24 protein-coding genes are annotated in these 23,780 nt (G+C 35.6%); 4 read left to right on the forward strand and 20 right to left on the reverse strand.

The annotated features are described in order from the left end of the window. Window positions 1–31: 31 nt before the first annotated feature. The 6 genes from AC0ONG_RS16550 to AC0ONG_RS16575 all read right to left on the reverse strand — a co-directional run bounded on the left by AC0ONG_RS16550 (window position 32) and on the right by AC0ONG_RS16575 (window position 5,454). Window positions 32–607, reverse strand: coding sequence for a biotin transporter BioY (locus AC0ONG_RS16550; RefSeq protein WP_001093321.1), 576 nt, complete (start codon window positions 605–607; stop codon window positions 32–34). A 123-nt stretch (window positions 608–730) separates the two neighbouring features. Beyond that, window positions 731–2,344 (reverse strand): long-chain fatty acid--CoA ligase, encoded by a 1,614-nt coding sequence (locus tag AC0ONG_RS16555; RefSeq protein ID WP_000980213.1) that lies wholly within the window; start codon window positions 2,342–2,344, stop codon window positions 731–733. Window positions 2,345–2,478: 134 nt separating this feature from the next. After that, window positions 2,479–3,129: an ABC-2 transporter permease gene (locus AC0ONG_RS16560; RefSeq protein WP_001214692.1), complete on the reverse strand. Its 651-nt coding sequence runs from the start codon at window positions 3,127–3,129 to the stop codon at window positions 2,479–2,481. Beyond that, on the reverse strand, window positions 3,130–3,981 hold the full coding sequence (locus AC0ONG_RS16565; RefSeq protein ID WP_000067342.1) for an ABC transporter ATP-binding protein: 852 nt from the start codon (window positions 3,979–3,981) through the stop codon (window positions 3,130–3,132). Between the two features lie 46 nt (window positions 3,982–4,027). Further along, on the reverse strand, window positions 4,028–4,816 hold the full coding sequence (locus AC0ONG_RS16570; RefSeq protein WP_000505595.1) for a helix-turn-helix domain-containing protein: 789 nt from the start codon (window positions 4,814–4,816) through the stop codon (window positions 4,028–4,030). 434 nt (window positions 4,817–5,250) lie between these two features. Beyond that, the gene (locus AC0ONG_RS16575; protein ID WP_000810206.1) at window positions 5,251–5,454 is read right to left on the reverse strand and encodes a hypothetical protein; all 204 of its coding nucleotides are present in this window, start codon (window positions 5,452–5,454) and stop codon (window positions 5,251–5,253) included. A gap of 152 nt (window positions 5,455–5,606) precedes the next feature. Here AC0ONG_RS16575 and AC0ONG_RS16580 point away from each other — a divergent pair, with 152 nt between their 5' ends. Further along, on the forward strand, window positions 5,607–6,419 hold the full coding sequence (locus AC0ONG_RS16580; RefSeq protein WP_000104275.1) for a GNAT family N-acetyltransferase: 813 nt from the start codon (window positions 5,607–5,609) through the stop codon (window positions 6,417–6,419). A gap of 171 nt (window positions 6,420–6,590) precedes the next feature. Continuing rightward, complete coding sequence (locus AC0ONG_RS16585; protein WP_000164528.1) at window positions 6,591–6,803, forward strand: CsbD family protein; 213 nt, start codon at window positions 6,591–6,593, stop codon at window positions 6,801–6,803. 22 nt (window positions 6,804–6,825) lie between these two features. Here the strand turns inward: AC0ONG_RS16585 and AC0ONG_RS16590 are convergent, their stop codons facing one another. Genes AC0ONG_RS16590 through AC0ONG_RS16600 form a run of 3 tightly spaced genes read right to left on the reverse strand, consistent with a single transcriptional unit; the run spans window position 6,826 to window position 8,383 of the window. Continuing rightward, complete coding sequence (locus AC0ONG_RS16590; protein WP_000981064.1) at window positions 6,826–7,074, reverse strand: DUF2164 domain-containing protein; 249 nt, start codon at window positions 7,072–7,074, stop codon at window positions 6,826–6,828. Between the two features lie 19 nt (window positions 7,075–7,093). After that, window positions 7,094–7,546 carry a peptidoglycan recognition protein family protein gene (locus AC0ONG_RS16595; RefSeq protein ID WP_000403997.1) on the reverse strand — a complete coding sequence of 151 codons (453 nt, stop codon included), beginning with the start codon at window positions 7,544–7,546 and terminating at the stop codon, window positions 7,094–7,096. Window positions 7,547–7,561: 15 nt separating this feature from the next. After that, window positions 7,562–8,383, reverse strand: coding sequence for a protein phosphatase 2C domain-containing protein (locus tag AC0ONG_RS16600; RefSeq protein ID WP_002162635.1), 822 nt, complete (start codon window positions 8,381–8,383; stop codon window positions 7,562–7,564). A gap of 126 nt (window positions 8,384–8,509) precedes the next feature. Here AC0ONG_RS16600 and AC0ONG_RS16605 point away from each other — a divergent pair, with 126 nt between their 5' ends. Continuing rightward, the gene (locus AC0ONG_RS16605) at window positions 8,510–9,319 is read left to right on the forward strand and encodes a YitT family protein (RefSeq protein ID WP_000251344.1); all 810 of its coding nucleotides are present in this window, start codon (window positions 8,510–8,512) and stop codon (window positions 9,317–9,319) included. Between the two features lie 19 nt (window positions 9,320–9,338). Here AC0ONG_RS16605 and AC0ONG_RS16610 read toward each other — a convergent pair whose 3' ends face one another. Beyond that, the gene (locus AC0ONG_RS16610) at window positions 9,339–9,710 is read right to left on the reverse strand and encodes a VOC family protein (RefSeq protein ID WP_000800779.1); all 372 of its coding nucleotides are present in this window, start codon (window positions 9,708–9,710) and stop codon (window positions 9,339–9,341) included. Between the two features lie 236 nt (window positions 9,711–9,946). Between AC0ONG_RS16610 and AC0ONG_RS16615 the strand changes: the two genes are divergently transcribed. Beyond that, window positions 9,947–11,479, forward strand: coding sequence for a BA3702 family sensor histidine kinase (locus AC0ONG_RS16615; protein ID WP_000087650.1), 1,533 nt, complete (start codon window positions 9,947–9,949; stop codon window positions 11,477–11,479). Window positions 11,480–11,522: 43 nt separating this feature from the next. Here the strand turns inward: AC0ONG_RS16615 and AC0ONG_RS16620 are convergent, their stop codons facing one another. The 10 genes from AC0ONG_RS16620 to hutU all read right to left on the reverse strand — a co-directional run bounded on the left by AC0ONG_RS16620 (window position 11,523) and on the right by hutU (window position 23,762). Continuing rightward, window positions 11,523–12,131, reverse strand: a complete 609-nt coding sequence (locus AC0ONG_RS16620) for an alpha/beta hydrolase (protein WP_000975496.1) — start codon at window positions 12,129–12,131, stop codon at window positions 11,523–11,525. A gap of 24 nt (window positions 12,132–12,155) precedes the next feature. Beyond that, window positions 12,156–13,094: a ring-cleaving dioxygenase gene (locus AC0ONG_RS16625; RefSeq protein WP_000163260.1), complete on the reverse strand. Its 939-nt coding sequence runs from the start codon at window positions 13,092–13,094 to the stop codon at window positions 12,156–12,158. Between the two features lie 340 nt (window positions 13,095–13,434). Then, a complete protein-coding gene (putP, locus tag AC0ONG_RS16630; protein WP_000687593.1) occupies window positions 13,435–14,913 on the reverse strand; it encodes a sodium/proline symporter PutP in 1,479 nt (492 codons plus the stop codon). Window positions 14,914–15,211: 298 nt separating this feature from the next. After that, a complete protein-coding gene (locus AC0ONG_RS16635) occupies window positions 15,212–15,700 on the reverse strand; it encodes a cytochrome c biogenesis protein CcdC (RefSeq protein ID WP_001183916.1) in 489 nt (162 codons plus the stop codon). A gap of 112 nt (window positions 15,701–15,812) precedes the next feature. Then, window positions 15,813–17,387, reverse strand: a complete 1,575-nt coding sequence (locus AC0ONG_RS16640; RefSeq protein ID WP_000005159.1) for an FMN-binding glutamate synthase family protein — start codon at window positions 17,385–17,387, stop codon at window positions 15,813–15,815. A gap of 67 nt (window positions 17,388–17,454) precedes the next feature. Continuing rightward, on the reverse strand, window positions 17,455–18,582 hold the full coding sequence (locus tag AC0ONG_RS16645; RefSeq protein ID WP_000204597.1) for an alkene reductase: 1,128 nt from the start codon (window positions 18,580–18,582) through the stop codon (window positions 17,455–17,457). A gap of 564 nt (window positions 18,583–19,146) precedes the next feature. Continuing rightward, window positions 19,147–19,608 carry a CarD family transcriptional regulator gene (locus AC0ONG_RS16650; RefSeq protein WP_170264802.1) on the reverse strand — a complete coding sequence of 154 codons (462 nt, stop codon included), beginning with the start codon at window positions 19,606–19,608 and terminating at the stop codon, window positions 19,147–19,149. A gap of 261 nt (window positions 19,609–19,869) precedes the next feature. Next, the gene (gene hutG, locus AC0ONG_RS16655; RefSeq protein ID WP_136997498.1) at window positions 19,870–20,841 is read right to left on the reverse strand and encodes a formimidoylglutamase; all 972 of its coding nucleotides are present in this window, start codon (window positions 20,839–20,841) and stop codon (window positions 19,870–19,872) included. Next, complete coding sequence (hutI, locus tag AC0ONG_RS16660) at window positions 20,820–22,091, reverse strand: imidazolonepropionase (protein ID WP_079245830.1); 1,272 nt, start codon at window positions 22,089–22,091, stop codon at window positions 20,820–20,822. Before hutI ends, hutG begins: the two co-directional genes overlap by 22 nt. A gap of 12 nt (window positions 22,092–22,103) precedes the next feature. Beyond that, window positions 22,104–23,762, reverse strand: a complete 1,659-nt coding sequence (gene hutU / locus AC0ONG_RS16665) for a urocanate hydratase (RefSeq protein WP_000416938.1) — start codon at window positions 23,760–23,762, stop codon at window positions 22,104–22,106. Window positions 23,763–23,780 lie beyond the last annotated feature (18 nt).

A 23,780-nucleotide genomic window follows, 5' to 3' on the forward strand; every position in this document is an offset into this window, starting at 1 on the left:
AAACACGCAATGAACGTGTTTCTTCTCTTTCTTATCCCGCATTTGTATATTTCCCACTCTTTAGAGCAGGCGTAATAATATGTTTCAATGAACGATGTAATTTCGTTACAAGAATTGCTGCTATAATCGCTTTTATGCAATCACCTGGTAAAAATACGGCACTTACTTTCATCGTCTGCCATATAGAAACATCCATAAAGAAAGCTTGTACAATAATACCAAATACATAAACTACAAAAATACCACCAATTATATTAATACATAATACCTTTATTATAGAAACTTCACGTAAACGCTCAATTAAATAACCAATGACAAACGCTCCTACAATATAACCAAGTAAATATCCTGCACTTGGCCCAACAAATACGCCTGGACCTCCGCGTCCGCCAGCAAGTAATGGTGCTCCAACTCCAACTATAAGTAAGAAAATAAGCTGACTTAACGCACCAAGACGTGATCCTAACAATCCACCAGCAAGCATAACACCGAGTGATTGTAATGTAATCGGAACTGGTGTAATAGCAAGAGCAATTGGAGGTATTAACCCTAACACTCCCATAATAGAACTAAATAAAGCGACGAAAACTAAGTTTTTTGTATTCATATTTGCTTCTCCTATTTGTAAACTTAAAATGATTTTTAGATAACATATTATAGGAGTTATATTATCTTTCTATTTAGTCTTTGTCAACTTATTTTAAATATAGGTTTACAAATGTTTTTTCAATTATTTCTCTTCATGCAAATGCTCAAGTTCTTTCCGAAGCGCCTGTTTTAAAAACTTCCCAACAGATGTTTTCGGTATTTCTTCCATAAATACAATATCGTCTGGTAACCACCACTTCGCAAACTGTGGTTTTAAAAATTCATATAGTTCTTCTTTTGTAACAGTGCTATTTGCCTTTTGTACAACGCAGGCAACTGGACGCTCTTGCCATTGCGGGTGTGGAACGGCAACAACGGCTGCTTCAAATATAGCATCATGTGCCATTAATGCATTTTCAAGGTCAACTGAAGAAATCCACTCACCTCCGCTTTTAATAACATCTTTCGTACGGTCAACAATTTTCACGCAGCCTTCCTCGTCAACAGTAACAACATCACCAGTATATAACCAACCGTCTCGGAATCCTTCGACAGTACGATCATCGTTATAATAGCTTTCAGCGATCCAAGGTGCTCGTAAACATAACTCTCCCATCTCAGTACCATCCCACTTCACTTCACCGTTTGTACCGACTACTTTCATCTCTACACCAGGGACAAGATACCCTTGTTTTGAGCGGATTTCTAATTGCTCTTCATATGATAATTCTGTTTCATAACTTTTTAAACGTGCAAGTGTTACAAGTGGGCTTGTTTCAGTCATACCATATGCATGTACGAAAGGAACATTATATTTTTTCTCAAATGCTTTAATAACGCTTTTCGGTGCAGCAGCACCACCGCATAATATTCTCGTTATACTAGATAAATCGTAACTATTATTTTCTAACTCTTGTAATACACCGAGCCAAATTGTCGGCACACCTGCTGCTATCGTTACTTTTTCAGCTTGAATCATCTCTAATAAAATTTTTGGAGTAAACATTGGTCCTGGCAGTACTTGTTTAGTTCCAAACCAAGTAGCTGCAAAAGGAAGCCCCCAAGCGTTCACATGGAACATCGGTACAATTGCCATCGCCGCATCACTTTCCGATAAAGCAGCTGTATCCGCTAAACCGAGTGCCATACAATGTAATACAGTACTACGATGCGTATATACAACACCTTTTGGGTTTCCTGTAGTCGCTGACGTATAACACATACCAGCAGGTGTATTTTCATCAATATCTTTTACAAATTGGAAAGTTGGATCGCCTTCTTCTAATAGCTTTTCATAATGATATACAGGTTCTAGCGTAGTATTGGGAAGTTCATCTTTATCAGTCATAATAATGTAGGCTTGTACAGTTGATAATTGTGATTGAATATTTTCAACGAGTGGTACGAGATCTTCATCTATAAGTAGAATTCGATCTTCTGCGTGCTGAATAATGTATGAAATATGTTGAGGAGATAAACGAATATTAATTGTGTGTAAAACGGAAGCAATACCAGGAATAGCAAAATACGCTTCCACATGTCGATGATGATTCCACGCTAACGTTCCTATACGCTCGCCTTCTTTAATCCCAAGCTTTTGTAACGCACTAGAAAGCCTTCTCGTCCTTTCACCTAACTGCTTATACGTTAACGTCGTAACTGTATCATGTGTCCGTGAAACAATTTCTTTCTTTGAAAACAGTTTTTCTGCTCTTTCCATCATAGAACTAATTGTTAACGGTACATTCATCATCATATTGGTTATATCCCCCTTTAAAGCGTTTTCATTTCGTTCATTATAACAGACTTCTACAAGTGATTACGACATTTTTCTGTATTTTCTGAATTATTTCTTTGGAAATAATTCAGAAAATATTAAGAAAAAACATACTAAAACTCCTTCTTACGATATATAAATACCGAAATAACAAAAGAAAAGATATATATGATAACGCCAAATATTGTATATAGAATTGAAACGTATACAGATAAATTTAAATTTGATAATGGAAATTGTTCTATTAGATAGCCAATTACACTTTGTAATCCGAAATAAGTAACAAGTCCCCCACATGCGCCTCCAATTGTAATAACATCAGATTTTTCTGCTCCAAAAACATACAGGAGTGGATAGGCTATCGCTCCGGCATTAAGAATGATGAACGTCCCTAAAGAAACACTATTAAATATACCATCATCAATTGGTGTATCTGAAATGAAACCATGTACATAAAATATGCCATATGATAATACAGTACCAATAATTACAACTAAAAAATAGAAAAGGTAGTGACTTTGTACAATGTTATTTCTAGTAACCGGTAAAGTAAGTACATACTTTTCATAACCTGACTTACTCTCATATTTAATAACTTCAAGTGCAGGAATCGCAGCAAAAAAGATAATAAACGTAGCAATTAAACGGTACATTGAAGCATCACCAAAATAAAAAACGAATCCTGCTCCTAATATCGCTATTCCCATGAACATAAAGAAAGTTCGATACACTAGATAATAGTTTGTCAATAATAAACCTCTCATTTATTTTTCACTCCTCGTTAATAAGACACTCATTTCTTCTATCGAAATGGTTCTATGAGCAATCCCATTTGGTAGTTTATGCACATCTGATACAAGTACATTGAAATAAGAACCATTATTCCTTTTCACCACAACTATATCTTTGTTAATTAAAGTTAGTTGTTCCTCATCAACATCTACAATGGCATAATTGTCCAAAACCTTATTCTTTTCTTCATTCAATAAAATTTCTCCATCTTTTATAATGATAAGATGGCTAGCTATTTTTTCTACATCACTCATAATATGAGAAGAAAGTAGTATACCACCATTACTTTTACTCACAAAACTTTTTAATTCCTCCAACACCTCCTCCCTAGATGAAGGATCGAGACCTCCCGTCGCTTCATCTAGGATTAATAATTTTGCATTATGTGACAGCGCAACAGCTATAGTTAGTTTCATTGACATTCCACGCGAGAATTTACCTACTTTCTCATTAGTAGGTAAAGAGAAAGAATGAACTAATCGATAAAAATTATCTTGATCCCAAGATTCAAACATCTTTTCAAAAACTTTGTTTAGTTGCTTTATCGTAAGATGAGCCGGTAGATTCATAGCATCAAATACGACTCCTATCTTTTCCTTAATCTTGGCATCTTTATTTATATTTTCTTTACCAAATATTTTTACTGTACCATTATCTTTAGAAATTAATTGTAATACTGTTTTAAAGGTTGTTGATTTCCCAGCTCCATTGTTACCAATGAATCCAACAATTGATCCAGACCGCACATTGAAGGAAACATCTCTTAAAACAACTTTATTTCCAAATGATTTACTTAAATTTTCAATTTCTAGAAGATTTGACATCATTACACTCCTATCTTAACTTTTAATAAAAATATGTTTTCTCCTATTAAAAATTATCCACTTTTTCTCTCACTTTCTTTTTCAGTTTAAAAATAAGACGATTACTATATTCTTTATTTTCTACTAAAATTCGATACGCCTCTAATACTCCTAACATACGAACAAAAAGATAAACTCCGATAGCAATAAGTACAACACAATAAGGGTGATACTGTACTAATTCTCCTGAAGTGATATGCTTTTTCTCAAATACAAATGGTATCGCTCCTGCTGCTATAAAACAAAATCCAACAATCATCACTGCAGCATACTTCTTCTTAATAATCGCATATCTTTTTGTCAATTCTTTTAGAAAGTTTTGATCAAATAGTAGCTCTTCTTTTTTCAATACATTGTATCGACTCTCTTCTATCGTTGCCGGTACCATCATTGCTCCAATTCCAAGGACAGCAATAATAATGACAAGGAATGTCGACATTGTTGCATTTTCTTTAAATAATAAATACGGTATTGTCGATAAAATGAGCAAACTAAATCCTAACGCAATATATTTAGAAATTTTTTGCCCATACACTATATACCCTTCTGCCATTTCCTGACTTACATAATAGCCCTCCATATTTTCATTACTTTGCTCAGCAGTTTCTTTTAATAAATAGTCGAGTGATACTTCAAATACATTTCCAATCATTATTAACTTTTCAGTTTCAGGAAATCCTTGACCGTTTTCCCATTTACTAACTGCTTGCCTTGTTGTGTTTAATTTATCAGCTAACGCTTCTTGAGAAAGGCCCTTTTCCTTTCTTAATTTAAAAAGCTTTTCACCAAATCCCATATGTGTGTCCCCCTTTGTTTTCTTACCTAAATTGTATGTAAACATTGCCCTTATCTCTATCTTCCTGTGGTTGCACTTTGTCAACTTACGGTTGCGATTGTGTTATATAGCGGTTTTCTATACGATTTAGCTAGTTTCTTCTATGATTATCGCGTTAACAAAACACTCTCTCCTAATAACCAATTATAACAATTAAAGGTAATTATTGTTACAAAAAACCAAAAAACTCCCTTATTCATTTAAAGGAGCTTTCGATATGAAATATTCCAATAAGGACTAATTTTTCTTCCTCACATTGATTCACAATTTCTTCTATACATTTTTGTATGTCATATAACGACAGTATATGTTGTCATCTCCTTATATAAGGCATACTCACATATATGTAAAATATTACTCCTATTAACTTCCCTAATAAAAACACTTCTCCATAATCATAACGGCTTCTGCTTAAACTTTTCATAATGCCGTACTTTTAATAAAAGGATATTCCCGCAATCTGTACAAATATAAGCATCTACTGGTGAAGATGTGAACATCGTCTCCTTTTTCCGTATTTGTGCATAACCGACAAACTCACCTTCTCCTATGTTATGAGAACCACAATTAGAGCATGTCTGCACGTCTTTCTGTTTCATGAGAGCACCACCTTTAATCTGTTTCCACTCCCTTCGACAGTTCACTTCCATTTCCCTTCCAAAAAACCTCTTATTCTCTTACCTTTCAACAGGAATCTCTCAACAAACATCGTATATGTACTATGAAATATATTTATTAACGGAGGAATTTTATGAGTACTATTATGACGCTCAATACAGCACAAGAAATTGAAAGCGCAGAAATACATATGCTTTCTTCTAGATTAAAGGCACTACAAACAATAAACGGAAATCCAATGCAAGTACAAATGAAAAAGTTCGGGAGTGCCACTGCCTTTTCATCAAAAATAATTGCTGGTCCAGCTTTTAATACGGTAAAAGGGATTACATTTACAAATACAGATGAGATAGATGAAATTATCTCTTATTATCAATCGCTACAAATCCCTTATCGTTTTGAAATTACACCCGCTCAAGGTACAGCTGAATTATTTCAATACTTATCTCAAAAAGGATTTTACCAATCCAGCTTTCATACCGCTTTATATAGTATACCGAGAGCAGACCCATCCCTTCTTCCTTCTACCATTTCAGTACGCCAACTAAAAGAAAATGAATTTCATATTTTTGCAGACATATATGTACGTGGATTTAACATGCCAGCCTTTACAAAAGATGGCGTGCGCCAAAATAACGAAATTCTCTACAATAAACCCGGCTGGCATTTTTTCATAGCCGAAGTTCAAAACACTCCTGCAGGCATTGGTGTCCTGTACATAAATAATGGGATTGCTTCATTAGCTGCTTCTGCTACTTTGCCAGAATTTCAGCGTAAAGGCTGTCATACTGCCTTAATTCAAAAACGAATAGAAAAAGCCCTAGCGAAAAACTGTCATTTAATAGTCGGACAAGCAAGGTTCGGTAGCGGAAGTCAAAATAATATGGAGCGTGCCCATATGAAAATTGCTTATACGAAATCAATATGGACTGCAAAAGACATATAATCAACATTCTTTCTCCTTCCATTACAATCTTATACATTCTATGACAATTCCTTTTCTATCCTATTAATCATTTGAATATTCAAACTAGATTTGTTACGCTATTACTAGATACATCATTCAACTTGCAACATGAAAAGAGAATTCTAATCAAACTACAAGGAGGAGAAATGTATGACTAAGAATGATCATGGTTTAAAGGAAAAAGTAGAAGGTGCCATTGATAAGGTAAAGGGTGAAGTAAAAGAAGTTGTTGGGAAAGTAACTGACAATAAGAAATTACAAGCTGAAGGAAAATGGGATAAGGTGAAAGGCACTGCTAAAGATACAGTTGGTAATGTGAAAGAAAAAGTACATGAATATAAAGAACATAAGAAAGAAAAATAAAAAAGAGCCCATCGGCTCTTTTTTATTTTCCTTCATTCTTCTCTAACACGTATAAATCTTCTTCAATATTCGTTAATTTCTCACTTACAAGCTTTCTTGCATCTCCAATTGCTTGATTGTATGCAAATGGTCCAACTAATTTAATCATCTCTTCTATTAAACGCTCTGCTTGGAAACGTCCAATTTCATCTAAATCTTCTTCCATGAAAAATTGCTGAATTTGTGCTACAAGCTCTTCTTTTTTATCATTTGGTATTTTTATATTCATCATCGTTGTTACTCCTCTATATTTAAGATAATATCTTCCTTAACTCTACCATAGAAAAACGATTACCAGGACAGCTTTTTGTAACTCCTTCTAACTCCCTATGACCGAGTATATTCTCTTTCTTTATAGCAAATTTCTTCATAAATATTTTACATAAAGAATATAATGCATTCACTTGTGCAGGAGTTGGATCGTATTTATCAAAATTTCCCGTCATACATATTCCAATTGTATGGCGGTTATGATCTTTCGCATGCGCTCCAATATGTAAACCTCGTCCTTCCACTACAGTTCCGTCCTCTTCGATAAAATAGTTGTAACCAATCCCACTCCACCCTTTTACAGTTTGATGAAATTCATGCGTTTTATACACGTCCCATCCATCTTCAGCTGTATGGTGAATAATCAGTTTGTTTACTTTTTCTAAAGGAACTAATTCATCTTGAAATGTTAGATTGACACGTTTAATTTCCATTTGAACTGCCTCCTCTTAAAAATCAATCATAATAATCGTTTTATCATCTGGTCTGATTCTCTTTTCCCCTTCCAGCTCTTCAATGATTGCTACATATTCGTTTATACTATTCTTTCTTATATATGCAACTGTTTGTTCGAGTGGCCAATCTGGGTGAAATAACCCGTCTGAACAAATAAAAATTCCACTCACTTCATCTATATGTAATTCACCATGTTGTAAATAATGTATCGCTTCTTTCATTCCATTTGCAACTGAATAACCATTTGGCATATTTGCAAGATAACGATTGTACTTTAACTGTTCTCGAACATCTTGAAAAACATGTTCCTCCGGGACAGATAAACCTTTCTTACGATCTTCTTCCCTCTTCCTTTTTGCTCGGTTACTAATTCCTTTAACTGTGTCTTTCGTTAATACTTGCATCGTTCCATTTTGAAAAGTTGCGACAATCATACAGTCCCCAAGCTGCGCATATTCAATTTTCTCACCATCTATTTGAACTGCCGCAATACATGTACACCACAAATGATCTTTCTTTCTCGTATCTACTTTATATTCCAACATTTTGCTTTGCAATGCTTCATTTGCTTTTGCAACTGCAAATCGTAACCTATGATTCTCTCGTAATGAAGTAAAATAACTTGCAAATAAATGCGAAGCGATGTATGCTCCATTATGTCCATTTTCATCACCAAACGGGACAAGTGGTGTTGCACCGTCACATACACCATAAATCTTTTTTTCTTTATTACAAAAATAAGAATCCTCACATTCTTGCTTCAACGGGCTTTTCTGTTGATATGTTTTTATCTTCACAACCGTATCCCCTTTCAAATAATAAAATACTCAAATTCTTTTGATTAATCTAATTTACCGAAATAAACTGTTTTTACCCAAAACTTTCAATATCATATATAATCTTGAAATAATATGAATTTTTCAGTGAAGGACGGGAAAGAAATGGTCAGATTCCTTGGTGTTATTATCGGTTCTATTATTATTGCGGTTGCCTTTAATCTTTTCCTTATCCCCCACAAAATTTTAAGTAGTGGAATTGGCGGAATTGCTATTATTTTAGGAATTGTAACCCCTGTAAACACAGGCATTATTAACTTTGTATTAAACTTACCTATCCTTATTTTAGGGTACATAGGTCTTGGAAAAAAAGTAATTTTTAACACAGTTGTCTCTGTAGTTGTATTATCTGTTGCATTATACTACGTTCCAGTAAAAGTCGTAGCAACAGATCCATTGTTATCTTCTATCTTCGGAGGTGTCATCGCCGGAGCTGGTATTGGTCTTGTTTTTAACTGTAATGGATCCACTGGTGGATTTGATATTATCGGTATGCTTTTATCCCGCAAGCGAGACATTAAACTTGGCGGATTCCTTATTATTTTAAATGCAGTCGTTGTAATAATCGCAGGATTCTTCTTCACCTGGGATGTTGCACTTACAAGCTTACTTTCAATTTATGTAACTGGTAAAGTAATTGATGCTGTTCATACAAAACATCGTAAAGTTACACTTATGATTGTAACAAATGAAGCAGAAAAAATGAAAAAACAACTTCTTTCAACTGTTGTACGTGGAATAACGTTACTTGATGGCGAAGGTGCTTATTCAAGCGAGAAAAAGCGTGTACTTATGACCGTCGTTTCTCGTGAAGAATTAGCAAGTATGAAACTAACAATTTCTGAAATCGACCCGAATGCATTCGTTAATATTACAGAAACTGTAGAAGTATTAGGACTTTTCAGAAGAAGTTAAAGACTAGGTGGGAATCCACCTAGTCTTTATTTTGCATAAATTCAATTCGGTTTCCAAATGGATCTGACACGTAAAATCGAATTACATCTGGCCGTGCATAATCATCAATCACTTTAACACCTTGCTCTATAAGTGTTTGCTTAAATTCATTAATTTCATTCACATAAAAAGCTGGATGAGCCTTTTTAGCTGGTGTAAAGTTCCGCTCCACACCAATATGGATTTCTTGATTTCCGCATTTAAACCAACATCCACCTCGTTTTTTCAACTTTTCTGGCTTTGGAATTTCTTCCATACCAATCGTATTCCCATAAAAATCACGCGCCTCTTCTTCACACCCTACAGGTGCAGCTACTTGCACGTGATTAATCCCTTGAATATAATTTTTCATTTTCTCTCCCCCTCCTCTACCCTAATGTTATACGGAAAACAGCCGTCTGTAACTTACAAGAGGTTTATAAAACAATATAAGCTCCCCTTATTAACATCCTGCATTCACCTTGCAAAAAATAAAAAAAACAAAATTTATTCTATAACTTCCATTTTTTATAGAAATACACATTACATCTATATTATAGTTATGAATAGACAAATCTTTTTAGATGCTATTTGTACGGAGGAACTATTATGAGTCGTAAAAAATATTCACCAACTCAAAAAAAACGTCATCCGAACATTTCTAGACGTTTGCGAAACCATATACAAGATCGTTCATTAACAGAAATGTACGCATCTCTGTTCGAACACAATCCTGATAGTATTATTTCATTAAATTTAGAAGGAGTTATTCTACATATAAATCCTTCTGCCGAAAGAATATTAGGTTACACTTCTTTAGAATTAGAACAGAAAAATATTACCTCTATTTTAGAAGCCCATATTTCTGAGCAAGTATTACAAAATATAAAGAATACTGAAGCGGATAATCAACAAGAGTATATCTTATCTATTTATCATAAAAATGGATTCTTATTAGATGTTGTGACAAAACTAGTTCCTATTTTTGTTCAAAATCGTCTTACTGGCGTATATGCTATTATGAAGCCGCTTGAAAAATCAGAAAGAATTGAGAATATGCTAAAAGAAAGTGAGAAGAGATTACGTACATTAGTAAACTCCATGCCTGCCTTTGTTATATTTAAAGATCATGAAGGGCGCTGGCTTGAGGCAAATGACTACGCACTTTCTTGCTTCAATTTCCATCATGTACCTTACCATGGGAAAAAAGATAGCGAACTCATTCAATATAATGAAGCATACCGAGAAGCTTTTTTACATTGTGAAGAAATTGATGAACTAGCATGGCAACAAAGACAAATTCTTCATGGCGAGGAATTTATTATACATAGAGATGATTTCGATCTAATCTTAAGTATATCAAAAGTCCCGCTTTATCATCCTGACGGTTCTCGCAAAGGTCTTATCGTGATGGGGAGAGATGTTACTGAGCTAAAAGAAACTGAAAAGTTATTACGAAAATCTGAGAAGCTCGCAGTAGTCGGACAACTGACAGCTGGAATTGCCCATGAAATTCGAAATCCACTCACTTCTCTAAAAGGTTTTCTAACGTTGCTCCTCCCTGAAATAAATGAGGAGCAAAAATGGTATATCGATGTTATGTTAAGTGAGATTTCACAAATGGAATCCATCACGAGTCAATTTATGGCGATGTCTAAGCCACAAGTATTATCTATCCAAACTTGTAACATACAAACTTTAATTGAAGAGGTAGTTACATTTATTTTACCGACTGCAATTATGCATAGCGTTCATATCATCATGGATCATTTTGATTACGTATATGATATTCAATGTGACGGTAACCAATTAAAACAAGTTTTTATAAACATATTAAAAAATGCGATAGAAGCGATGCCAAATGGCGGAAATATTTTCATTCAAACAAAACCATTAGAGGATAATTTCATCTTAATACGAATTATCGATGAAGGTTGTGGCATTCCAGAAGATCGTATCTCCCGTCTAGGCGAACCTTTTTATAGTTTAAAAGAAAAAGGCACAGGACTAGGATTAATGATGTGTTACAAAATAATTGAAGAACATCATGGTAAATTACACATTTCAAGCGAATTAAATAAAGGTACGATTGTTGATATTGAGCTACCACTTTCTTCATCTCATCTTGCAATCCAGTCTTAAATAAAAAAGAAGCATCTGCTAATCGTTAGCAGATGCTTCTTTTTTAAAATGCTTTGTCATACCACTCTTTTGCTTTTTCTACTTCACCCATCGTTAATTGATGCCCTCGATTTTCCCAATGTATTGTTACATTCGCGTTTGCATTTTCTAATAGTACCTTCAATTCCTCGGACTCTGCTGATGAACAAATTGGGTCATTTGTCCCAGCAGCAATAAACACAGATTTCCCTGCTAAATTTGCTAATTGCATTCCTCTTCTTGGTACCATTGGGTGATGAAGCACAGCACCTTTCAATGCATTTTCGTAATGGAATAATAAGCTTGCTGCGATATTTGCCCCATTCGAATAACCGATAGCTACAATGTTATTTCTATCGAATTTATATTCTTTAGCCGCTTCATCTAAAAATTCATTTAATTCCTTCGTACGGAAAATTAAATCCTCTTCATCAAAAATGCCTTCTGCTAATCGGCGGAAGAAACGCGGCATCCCATTCTCTAACACATTTCCCCTAACGCTTAATACCGACGCTTCCGGATCAACTATTTCTGCAAGTGATAGTAAATCTAATTCATTACCACCTGTGCCATGAAGTAATAACAACACTGGTTTTGACGTATCTTTTCCTTTTTGAAAAACATGTTTCATCATAATCCTTTTCCCCCTTCAATCACTTTAATCTAAATTTCTCACTTCAAATGGTAAAAGCGTTTGTTCAATCTGTTTTCTATGTTGTTCATATTGTTCCGGTAACTTTAATTCCTCACCCATCGTCTCTAACGATTCATCATGAGCGAAACCAGGAGGATCTGTTGCAATTTCAAATAAGATTTCACCATGTTCTCTAAAATAAATCGCGTTAAAATAATTTCGGTCTTGTACAGGAGTTACGTGATATCCAAAACGAGTCATATGCTCTTTCCAGTCTAGCTGATCTGCATCGTCACTCGCTCTCCAAGCAATATGATGAACTGTGCCAACGCCCATTTGGCCACGACCGATTGTTGATAATTTCAAATCAATAATATTTCCAATGTCAGCAGAAGAACGGAATCGAACAAATTCACCCTCTTCTCCAATTTTCTCAAGACCCATAATATGTTCTAACAATTCAGCTGTTTTTTGAGGCTGTGCAGATAAAAGAACAGCACCTCCAAACCCTTTAATTGCTACTTCTGGTGTAACTTCTCCAAAACTCCAATTATTTAATTCGCCTTCTTCTCTTTCAACTAATTCTATATGCAAACCATGCGGATCATCAAATTCTAAATACTGTTCTCCAAAACGAGTCATTTTTGTATACGAAACATCGAATTTTTCTAATCTATTTTCCCAAAACTCCATTGCACCTTTTGGTACAACGTAAGACGTAATTCCTACTTGACCATCTCCAATAATACCTTGACGAGCACCTGCCCATGGGAAAAACGTAATAATTGTTCCAGGCTTTCCTCCTTCATTTCCAAAATAAAGATGGTACGTACCTGGATCATCAAAATTCACTGTTTGTTTCACTAAACGTAACCCCAATACACCAGCATAAAAATCTACATTTTCTTGTGGATGTCCTACGATTGCTGTAATGTGGTGAATTCCCATCGTTTTCTTTGTCATTTTCTCCGCCCCTTTTTATTTCATTTTAAAAACTTTTATTCATTAAAATTCATTATTCATTTTGTCCATACTGAAAAGTAAAATCCGTCATTATAATCTTATCTCGAATTCGAGATATTAATTATAATATCACACTTGAATGTCTACTTTATCAAAATCATCTCAAATTCGAGATAATTCTCAAAAAATATTTACTCTATTTAAAATCTGTATTCGTAACATAAATTATCTTGAACTCAAATTTATTATAAGTTACTTACTTTTAGTTGTCAACGAATTTCGTATTTTCATTTTAAATAAAAAGAGAGTAAACGCCAGTTTCGTCTACTCTCTTCGCTAATTATTTCGTTTCCTCTTCCAGCACTGCTTCCATCTCATTAAATTCACGATGAACTGCCTTAACGGGTTCTTTCGTTAATAAACTTACAACGATAACAGTTAATAAACTACAGAAGAATCCAGGTACCATTTCATACATAGTCGCTTTTAAACTTGGAATTTGTACCCATGCTATAACAACTACTGCACCAACAATCATACCTGCAAGAACGCCCCACTTATTCGTCCTTTTCCAATATAAACTTAATAAAATAGCTGGTCCGAATGCTGAACCAAATCCAGCCCAGGCATAACCTACAAGTGTTAAAATTGTATCACTTGGATGATACGCTAAAACAACTGCGATCATAGCTACTACTAATACTGATAATCTACCGATAAATACAAGTTCTCTGTCACTTGCGTTACGACGGAAAAATGTTTTATAAAAGTCTTCTGTTACTGCACTTGAAATAACAAGTAATTGTGAGGAAATACTACTCATAATCGAAGCCAAAATAGCTGATAATAAAAATCCTGTAATGTATGGATGGAATAAAATATTTGAGAATGTTACAAAGACCATTTCTGGGTCTTGTAATGTCGCATTATTTTTAGCATAATAAGCGATACCAATTAGACCAGTAAGCATTGCACCTATAATTGAAATCGTCATCCAACCGATACCGATTCTACGAGAAGTTTTTAAATCTTTAATAGAGGTAATTGCCATAAAGCGGACAATAATATGTGGTTGACCAAAATACCCAAGACCCCATGCTAAAAATGAAATAATACCAAGTATTGTAGTCCCTTTAAACATATCTAAATGTGATGCATCAACTTGCTTAATCGTATTGAATGTTTCTGTTACACCACCGACATCCGTAAAAGCAACAATTGGCACTAGTACAAGCGCAATAAACATAATACACCCTTGCACAAAGTCCGTCCAACTTACGGCTAGAAAACCACCAAATAGTGTATACGCAACAACGACACCCACTGTTACAAATAAACCAATTTTATAATCCAGGTTAAAAGAATTTTCAAACAAACGTCCACCTGAAACTAAACCAGCCGACGCGTAAAATGTGAAAAATACTAAAATGACGATAGCGGAGACAAAACGAAGTATTTTCGTACGATCTTTAAACCGATTTTCTAAAAAGTCTGGAATCGTAATTGAATCATTTGCCACTTCTGTATACGTTCGTAAACGCGGGGCAATGATTAAATAGTTTGCATAAGCACCTATTAATAAACCTATCGCAATCCATACACTTGATAATCCTGTTGCATACATCGCACCAGGTAATCCCATTAGCATCCAACCACTCATGTCAGAAGCACCAGCTGATAAAGCTGTAACTGCTGGACCGAGTCCTCTTCCGCCTAACATATAATCTGATAAATCGGATGTCTTCTTATAAGACCAATATCCGATATACAACATACCTGCCATATAAATAGCAAGCGAAACCATAATTTCAATCTTCACCAAATCTCTCCCTTAGCCCATAAGCCATTCAAAATTTCGAAAAATGACTTTTTCTATTTTCTTGTATTCGCTTATGGTTCCCTACCTTAACAAACATTTTTTGTTCTTTCAAGTGAACGAGCACTTTTCATTACATGTGAAAACCTTTATAAACGCCTTTATCCCAGTGGATTACAATGATTTTTCAAGAAATTTAAGTAAAAATATTCAGAAAATTAAACAATGTTTTTTTCACACCTTATTTTCATTCGTTTACCCGATAAATTTTAAAAGAAAAAGCCATACAAATGTATGACTTTTAGCTTATTGACATCTCAATTTTCTCTTTCTCTACATATACTTTACGAAATTTCATATAGCATCCAATACGCCAGGGTACTATATAACAAACCGCAAGAGTGTAGAAAAGAATGCCAATTGACTTTGGATCTAAACCTTGTAAATGTCTTCTAAAATAAGCACGTAAAAGAACGATAACTAAAAATGTAGCAATAAAAGCGATACTTTTTTTCGCATAAATTTGGCCATCTTCTCTAACTTCATACCCACTTAAAATAATAAGTGGAATTGACAATAACAGACCGATCCCAGCAGCTATACCAATTTGCCAACCAACAAGTTGTATCGGTGCAGCATATAAAGAAAAACCTGGTAATAAGAAGAATAATGGCAATAGTAATCGTCTTCCTTTATTTTTAATTGGTCGATTCATAGAACGCATGCGTCTAAATATAACGAGCCCTATGACGAGTAAAAAAATTGTAATACTGTACGAACCTTGCTGCAAGTGAATGTCTCCCTAAAAATAGTCATTTTTAAAAACACTTCCCTATTATACTCCTAATTTTTCCAAACAATATGATTATTCCTCTGAAAAATCTTACATATCAAATATACTTTTAGATTTGATTTACTATAGGAAACAATTCCGAAAGAGGAACTACTCTCCCCATCTCGTCTTTAAACACAATATGCTCTCTAGTTAAATGGCGCGGGCTCTTCACTCCCGCTGCCGCTGCTAATGAAAATAAACTATATCTCATACTAATAATATAATTCATGACTCGCCACTTCTTCTCATACGGATCTAACGCTTTTTGATAATGCGGATTCGTCGTGGCTACACCAGATGGACATTGGCCAGAATTACATTGAAGGGCCATAATACAGCCGCTTGCCATCATAAATCCGCGGGCTGAACTTACAGCATCCGCTCCAATCGCTAAAGCAATCGCCACTTTATCTGGTGTGATTAATTTCCCCGATGCAAACACTTTGAATTTGTCCCGAACACCATAATGATTCGCTGTATCAATACATGTCAGTAACGCTGGAATAAGCGGCATTCCCATACTATCTGCCATCGATTTATACGTCGCTCCTGATCCACCTTCTGAACCATCAATTGTAATGAAATCTGGATAGATATTTAACTCTTTCATCGTTTTAAATAAATCTTCCAAAGGCTCCTGCTGACCAATTACAATTTTCATTCCAACTGGTTTACCGCCGCTTTCTTGCAACTGTTGAATAAAACAAAGTGTATCCGTTGCATTCTTTAAAAATGAAAATCGATTCGGTGAATTAATCGTCTCTCCCTTTCTGACGTTGCGAACAGAAGCAATTTTCTCATTTACTTTTTGTCCCTCTAGATGACCACCACGTATTTTAGCACCTTGCCCAAATTTCAATTCGAATGCTCTAATATTACTTTCTTTTGCTTTCTCCCTGAATTTTCCCATTGAAAAATTACCGTCCTCATCGCGGTATCCAAATAACCCTGGACCAATTTGCGCAAGGATATTTGCTCCTGTATGTAAATGTTCTGGAATAACGCCACCTTCACCAGTATTAATCCACGATCCGCCTGCCATTTTTGCTCCAAAACCACTCGCTAAAATATAATTTTCTCCAATCGCGCCGTAAGAAGTCGCAGATGCACCAAACATACCATGTAGCTTCCACGGATATTTACGGTTCTCACCGACTATAATTGCATCATCTTCTTCGTACAGCCAAAGATTCGTTGTATCCGCTGTCAATTTTTCTCTTCTTGAAAATAACCCTTCTTTATGAATCACGTACTTTTTACCTTCTCGCTCTTGCGTGAGATTCACACTTAATTCCTCAGTCAATATCGGAAATAATGTATTAGCAATATAATAGCCAGAAGCTTCAAAATCTCGTTTTGATCCAAAACCAAGTATTTCAGAGCGATATTTCGCTAAAAACATAACACTTTGAAAATCATAACGTGAGAAAGGCTTTCCATCCGTATCATGATCAAACCAATATTGTCGAAATTCAGGCCCTATCTTTTCCAGTAAGTAGCGCATTCTTCCTAAGTATGGATGTAACTTTAAAATAGAATGATGTGTTCGTTTTTTTATAAAAAATGTAATGATAAAAAAGACGATTAAAAGCAACATTAAAAATAGTAATATACTAATAATAACGAGTAGCGTTTCACTCATCCCGCTTCCCCCTATAAAATCCCATAATAAAAGGAGAACACTCGATGTGTTCTCCTTTTATCTTTATTCATACTAACGTAACAAGATGCTCTTTCGCGTCATATTCAACTAAACTTTCAGCATGTTTAATTCGATGAACAAAGTCTGGATTAGCAATTAACGGTCTGCCGAATGCCACTACATCAATCGTTCCTTCTTGCAACGCTTCTTCGGCCTCTTTCGGATTTAAATTACCAACCCCAACAATTGTACCATCCCAATATTTTCTTACTAGTTGATGAAAATTCTTTCCGTCAGCAATTCCTTGCGTATAATTCATCGTTGAAGGATGGATCATCGTTAATCCAACTTCTTTGAACATATTTACGAACGTTTCAATTGCAAGCTCAGGATTTTCCCACATATAAGTAGGATTATCACCTTTGAAAGCAGAGAAGCGAAGAAGTGTTTTATTAGCTCCAACAGCTTCTATTACAGCAGCCGTTACTTCTTTCATAAACGTTAACCTTTGTTTTAAATTACCGCCATATTTATCTGTTCGCTTATTCGCAGACTCATACGTAAATTGATCAATTAAATATCCGTGTGCACCGTGAATTTCTACTCCATCAAATCCAGCTTCGATTGCATTTTTCGCAGCTTGTGCGTATTGACCAATCACTTCTTGTATTTCTTCTAACGTCATTGCTTCTGGCGTATCAAACGGTTTACGAAAACGTGGAACATTTCCCTCTGCAGCGATAGCAGATGGTGCTTGCGGCATTTGTCCACCAATTATTTCATGATGACTCATACGCCCAACATGCCATATTTGAGCAATAATCGTCCCGCCTTCTTTATGTACTGCCTCTGTAACAGGTTTCCAAGAATCGATTTGTTCTTGTGTATAAATTCCTGGTACTCCTGGATTCCCTTTCGCTCTTGGACTAATGACAATTCCTTCTGTAATAATTAATCCAACTCCGTCAGCAGCACGCTTTCTATAGTATTCCACTACATCAGCACCCACTGCTCCAGTCTCATTATCTGCAAAGCATCTTGTCATTGGTGCCATTGCTATACGATTACGAAGAGACCAAGCTCCAATTTGAATTGGATCAAACAACTTTGTTTCTTCAACGTTTTCAAAAGATCCCCCAGCGTTTACATTTGTTCCTTCATAAATACTCGCTGCTTTATTACTTGAACTTGTCATCTTTCTTCCCCCTAAAAAATCTTACTATAATCGCATCATACTTACTTTTAGATAGTAACGTCAATTTTTACGACTTTACAATAAAAAATTCGAATATAAAAAAAAATAAAATGCTATAAATAATATTAAAAAGGTTTCCTTAGAAGGAAACCTTTTTTGTTGAACATATATGGTTGTCAATTCATTTATCTCTTTAATATAAAAAATACCTTATCAATAGAAGTGAATATGGTTCAGTATTCTTCTAAAAATAATAACTTATATACCTAAAACAATGAAAGCCCTACCTCTCTTTCATCCTTACGGCTCCTCGTCCGTGCCAGTGTGAATCAGGATTGCAAAAATCAAGTAACTATTTTATCGAAGTATTCAATTAAACTTCGAACATTCATAAATGAAATTAAAAAATAAAAATGGATTTGATTGTAGTAATAACAATAGAGGTAATGCTCTAAAAGTGGTGTGAAAGAGTTGAATGTCTTTGAAATGATAAATTTTCTATAATTATGTTCCCAAAAAATTCAAGATCTTTTTTGGGATATAATACATTATTTGTAATGAACCTTAACAAAAGCTTTTTATCTGATTTTCTGTGATACCTTCAATTAATCCCAGCTCACTAATCAAAAATTCATATGCGTTATCTAACATCTTCTTTTCGCTTGCATTAAGTGCTTTTTCTTTCTGTATACGCATTAAATCACGCACAACTTCAGCACCTTCTTGCATTTTACCCGTCTTTATTTTATCAGTGTTCAATTTATACCTTTGTTTCCACGTAAGTAATCTATCTGACTCCCCATGTTGAAAAATATCCATTATGTGTACTAATGCGGTTATATCCGTAACTGGTCGTATATTCGAATTCGATATTCTCCCTGCTGGAATCATTAGTTCCATATTACTAGCCGACATTTTTATAACATAATACTGTTGTTTTTCTCCTGAGATTTCCTTCTCTTCTATGGCTTTAATTATACCTGCTCCCTGCATTGGATAAACAATGTTATCGCCAATTTGAAACAAATAATCCACCTCCATATATGGTAACCTTCTCAAGCTTAACATACTTTTAGTTTTTTAGCAAAAATTTTATTTTATCATAAAATTATTTTACAAGTCAACACTTCAGAAGCAAGAAATTAAATTTACACAATACACTATAACAACCCGCAATTTTATTAACGGTTCCATACACATTCATTCTCTTTTAACATAAAAACACATCACTACTTTTAAGTAGTAATGTGTTTTTGATAATGCATAGATAAAGATCTACTTTTCCGTCTATATACTAACCCGCTTACTAATTGGTTCCCTCGCTAAAAGAAAACTCATAATTACTTGCGCAGCTACTCGGCTCGTCATATCCCTAAAATCAAGAGTTGGATCAATCTCTACTATATCCATTCCTTGAACGAGCGGTTCTTTACCAAGGAATTCAATCGCATCTAGTAAAGTCGTACTATCCATTCCACCAGGCCCAATTGCTGGACAACCTGGTGCAAACGCTTGGTCTAGTACGTCCATATCAAGAGAAATATAAATAGAAGTCACACCTTGTTTTCTTAATACTTCAATACTTTCCGTGATAATATCTTTTATTTCTCGCTCTCGTACGTCTTTCATTGTATACACTGTTACGCCATGCTCTATTGCATATTCATGGTACGCACGTGCGTTAGAAAAATTACGAATTCCAATTTGAACAAGTTGTTTCCCTGTAATGACATCATTTTCTAATAAACTACGGAATGGTGTACCATTTGACGGGCCTCCATCATCTAAATTACGTAAATCATGATGAGCATCAAATTGAATAATCCCGACCTTTCCTTTACTGTTTGTAAAGCCTGTTATACTCGGAAAACTAATCGAGTGGTCACCACCAAGAACGATTGGTATCATGTTCGGATTTACTTTCGTTACATGACCAACTGTTTTCGCAATTCGGTTATGACTTTCTTTTATATCCGTCACATGCATCGTGATATCGCCGCAATCATATAAGACACTTTCTTTCATATCGTGTTCTTCTGTAATTGCGTACGTACTATATGCATCTAACATCGCACGAATTGTTTTTGGAGCAAAACTTGCTCCTGAATGACTAATAGATGGCTTAGAAAGGGGTGCTCCAATTAAGGCAGCACCGAATATTTCTACGCCTTCCTCCCAATCTTTAATCATCTCACTCCATTTTGTCACTTCACGATCAATAAACTTTGCATTCTTCTTTAAATAGTGGCCGTGCTCCACGATTGTTCACCTCTTGTATATACAATATTACCATTCTTCCATACTGTATTCACATGACTTACGCCGTAATGATACGGTACGTAAGCATAATTATAAGCATCCCATAAAACTAAATCTGCCTTACGACCAACTCTAATTTTCCCAGCTACATCACCACGGTTAATGGCATATGATGAGTTAACCGTTACGGCATTCCACACTTCTTCTGGTGTCATTTTCAGTTTTAGCATCGCAATGCTCATAATAAGCTGAATATTTTCAGTTGGACAGCTACCTGGGTTAAAGTCTGTAGCTAACGCAACTGCAACACCTTCATCAATCATTTTACGACCACGAGCAAAGCTTTCTTTATTTAAATAGAAAGTTGTTCCTGGTAATAATGTTGCTACTGTATTCGAGTTTGCAAGCATTTCAATCCCTTTATCAGAAGCGCCAACTAAATGGTCCGCTGATGCTGCACCAATTTCTGCCGCTGCTTCCGCACCACCAAGAGGGTCTATTTCATCCGCATGAATTTTCACATCAAAGCCAAGCTCTTTCGCTTTTAATAAAAACTCTTTTGATTCTTCGACAGAGAACACACCTGTTTCACAGAAAATATCAACGAACTCCGCTAATTGCTTCTCTTTCATTTCTGGCAATAAGTCTAACATCCATTGTAAAAATTCTTTCGATCTACCTTTATATTCTTTCGGAACTGCATGAGCACCTAAAAATGTGGAAACTAAATCGATCGGATGCTCTTTTTGTAATTGTGCTGTTGCCTCTAATTGTTTCCATTCCGTCTCATCATCTAATCCGTAACCGCTCTTCGCTTCTACAGTAGTAACTCCGAAAGATAGCATACGGTCTAAATGGAATTTCGCTTTTTGAACAAGTTCTTCCTTCGACGCCTGTTTCGTTGCATTTACAGTTGAAAGAATACCTCCGCCTTGTTCTAAAATTTCTAAGTACGGAACTCCTTGTAATTTTAGTGCGATTTCATTTTCGCGAGATCCACCAAATACAAGATGAGTATGCGGATCAACAAGACCAGGAGAAACCATTTTCCCGCCGCAATCAATAACTTCTTTCGCCTGAAGTCCTTTCGCTTCTTCCGCTGTTCCAACGAAAGTGATTACATCATTTTCAATTCCAACCACACCGTTTTCGATAACAGGAAGCGTGTTCATCGCTTCCCGCCTTAACAAGCCATCTTCTTGATCCATTGTTAGTAATTGACCGATATTTATTAGTAAAGTGTCCAGCATGTTTTCTCCCCCTTATTTCATCATTGGAATGTTAACGCCTTTTTCTTTCGCAGTTTCCACTGCTAAGTCATATCCTGCATCAACGTGACGAACAACACCCATACCAGGGTCAGAAGTTAATACGCGCTCAATACGTTTTGCTGCTGCTTCTGTTCCATCTGCAACAATAACCATTCCAGCGTGAAGTGAATAACCCATACCAACGCCGCCACCGTGGTGAACAGATACCCAACTCGCACCGTTTACACTATTAATTAATGCATTTAAAATTGGCCAGTCTGCTACTGCATCACTACCGTCTTTCATCGCTTCTGTTTCACGGTTTGGAGATGCTACTGAACCGCAATCTAAATGGTCACGACCAATAACGATCGGTGCTGATAATTCACCATTTGCCACCATTTCATTAATGATGCGGCCAAACTTCGCACGCTCACCGTAACCTAGCCAACAAATACGTGATGGAAGCCCTTGGAACTCCACTTGTTGACGCGCCATACGAATCCAGTTACATAAATGCTCATTGTCAGCGAATTCTCGTAAAATTACTTCATCTGTTTTATAAATATCTTCTGGATCACCAGAAAGAGCTACCCAGCGGAATGGTCCTTTTCCTTCACAGAATAATGGACGAATAAATGCTGGAACAAATCCTGGGAAATCGAAAGCATTTTTCAAACCTTCATCGAAAGCAACTTGGCGAATGTTATTTCCATAATCAAATGTAATTGCGCCTTTTTCTTGCATCGCAAGCATTGCTTCTACGTGCTTTGTCATACTTTCTTTTGATAATTGTACGTAACGTTCTGGGTCTTCTTCACGAAGTTTCGCTGCCTCTTCTAACGTATAACCTACTGGAATATAACCGTTTAATGGATCATGAGCAGATGTTTGGTCCGTAACTAAGTCAGGGATAATATTACGATTTACTAACTCAGGTAAAATTTCTGCTGCATTACCTAATAATCCAATTGAAATAGGCTCTTTCTTCTCTTTATACTCGTTTGCAATAGCCAATGCTTCTTCTAATGATTCTGTATACTTATCACAATATCTCTTTTCAATACGACGATCGATGCTGCGCTTATCTACATCAATAGCAATGACAACACCGCCATTCATCGTTACAGCAAGAGGTTGTGCACCACCCATACCACCTAAACCAGCAGTAAGTGTTAATGTACCTTTTAATGAACCATCGAAATGTTGACGAGCTGCCTCACCAAATGTTTCATATGTTCCTTGTAGAATCCCTTGTGTTCCAATGTAAATCCAGCTACCAGCTGTCATTTGTCCGTACATCATAAGTCCTTTTTTCTCTAGTTCTCGGAAGTGATCCCAATTCGCCCATTTTGGTACTAAGTTTGAGTTCGCTAACAGAACGCGCGGTGCATCTTCATGTGATTTAAAAATGGCAACTGGTTTTCCTGATTGAACAAGTAACGTTTCATCGCTTTCTAACGTTTTTAATGAATCTACAATTGCATTGTAGCTTTCCCAGTTACGAGCTGCACGGCCAATTCCGCCATATACAACTAATTCTTCTGGTTTTTCAGCAACTTCAGGATCTAAATTGTTCATTAACATACGAAGTGCAGCTTCTTGCACCCACCCTTTCGTTTGTAACTCTGTACCTCTTGGCGCGCGAATTGTTTGTTGTACTTTTTCCATTTCAATCTCTCCCTTTTC

It is taken from the genome of Bacillus sp. TCT6, assembly GCF_056033845.1.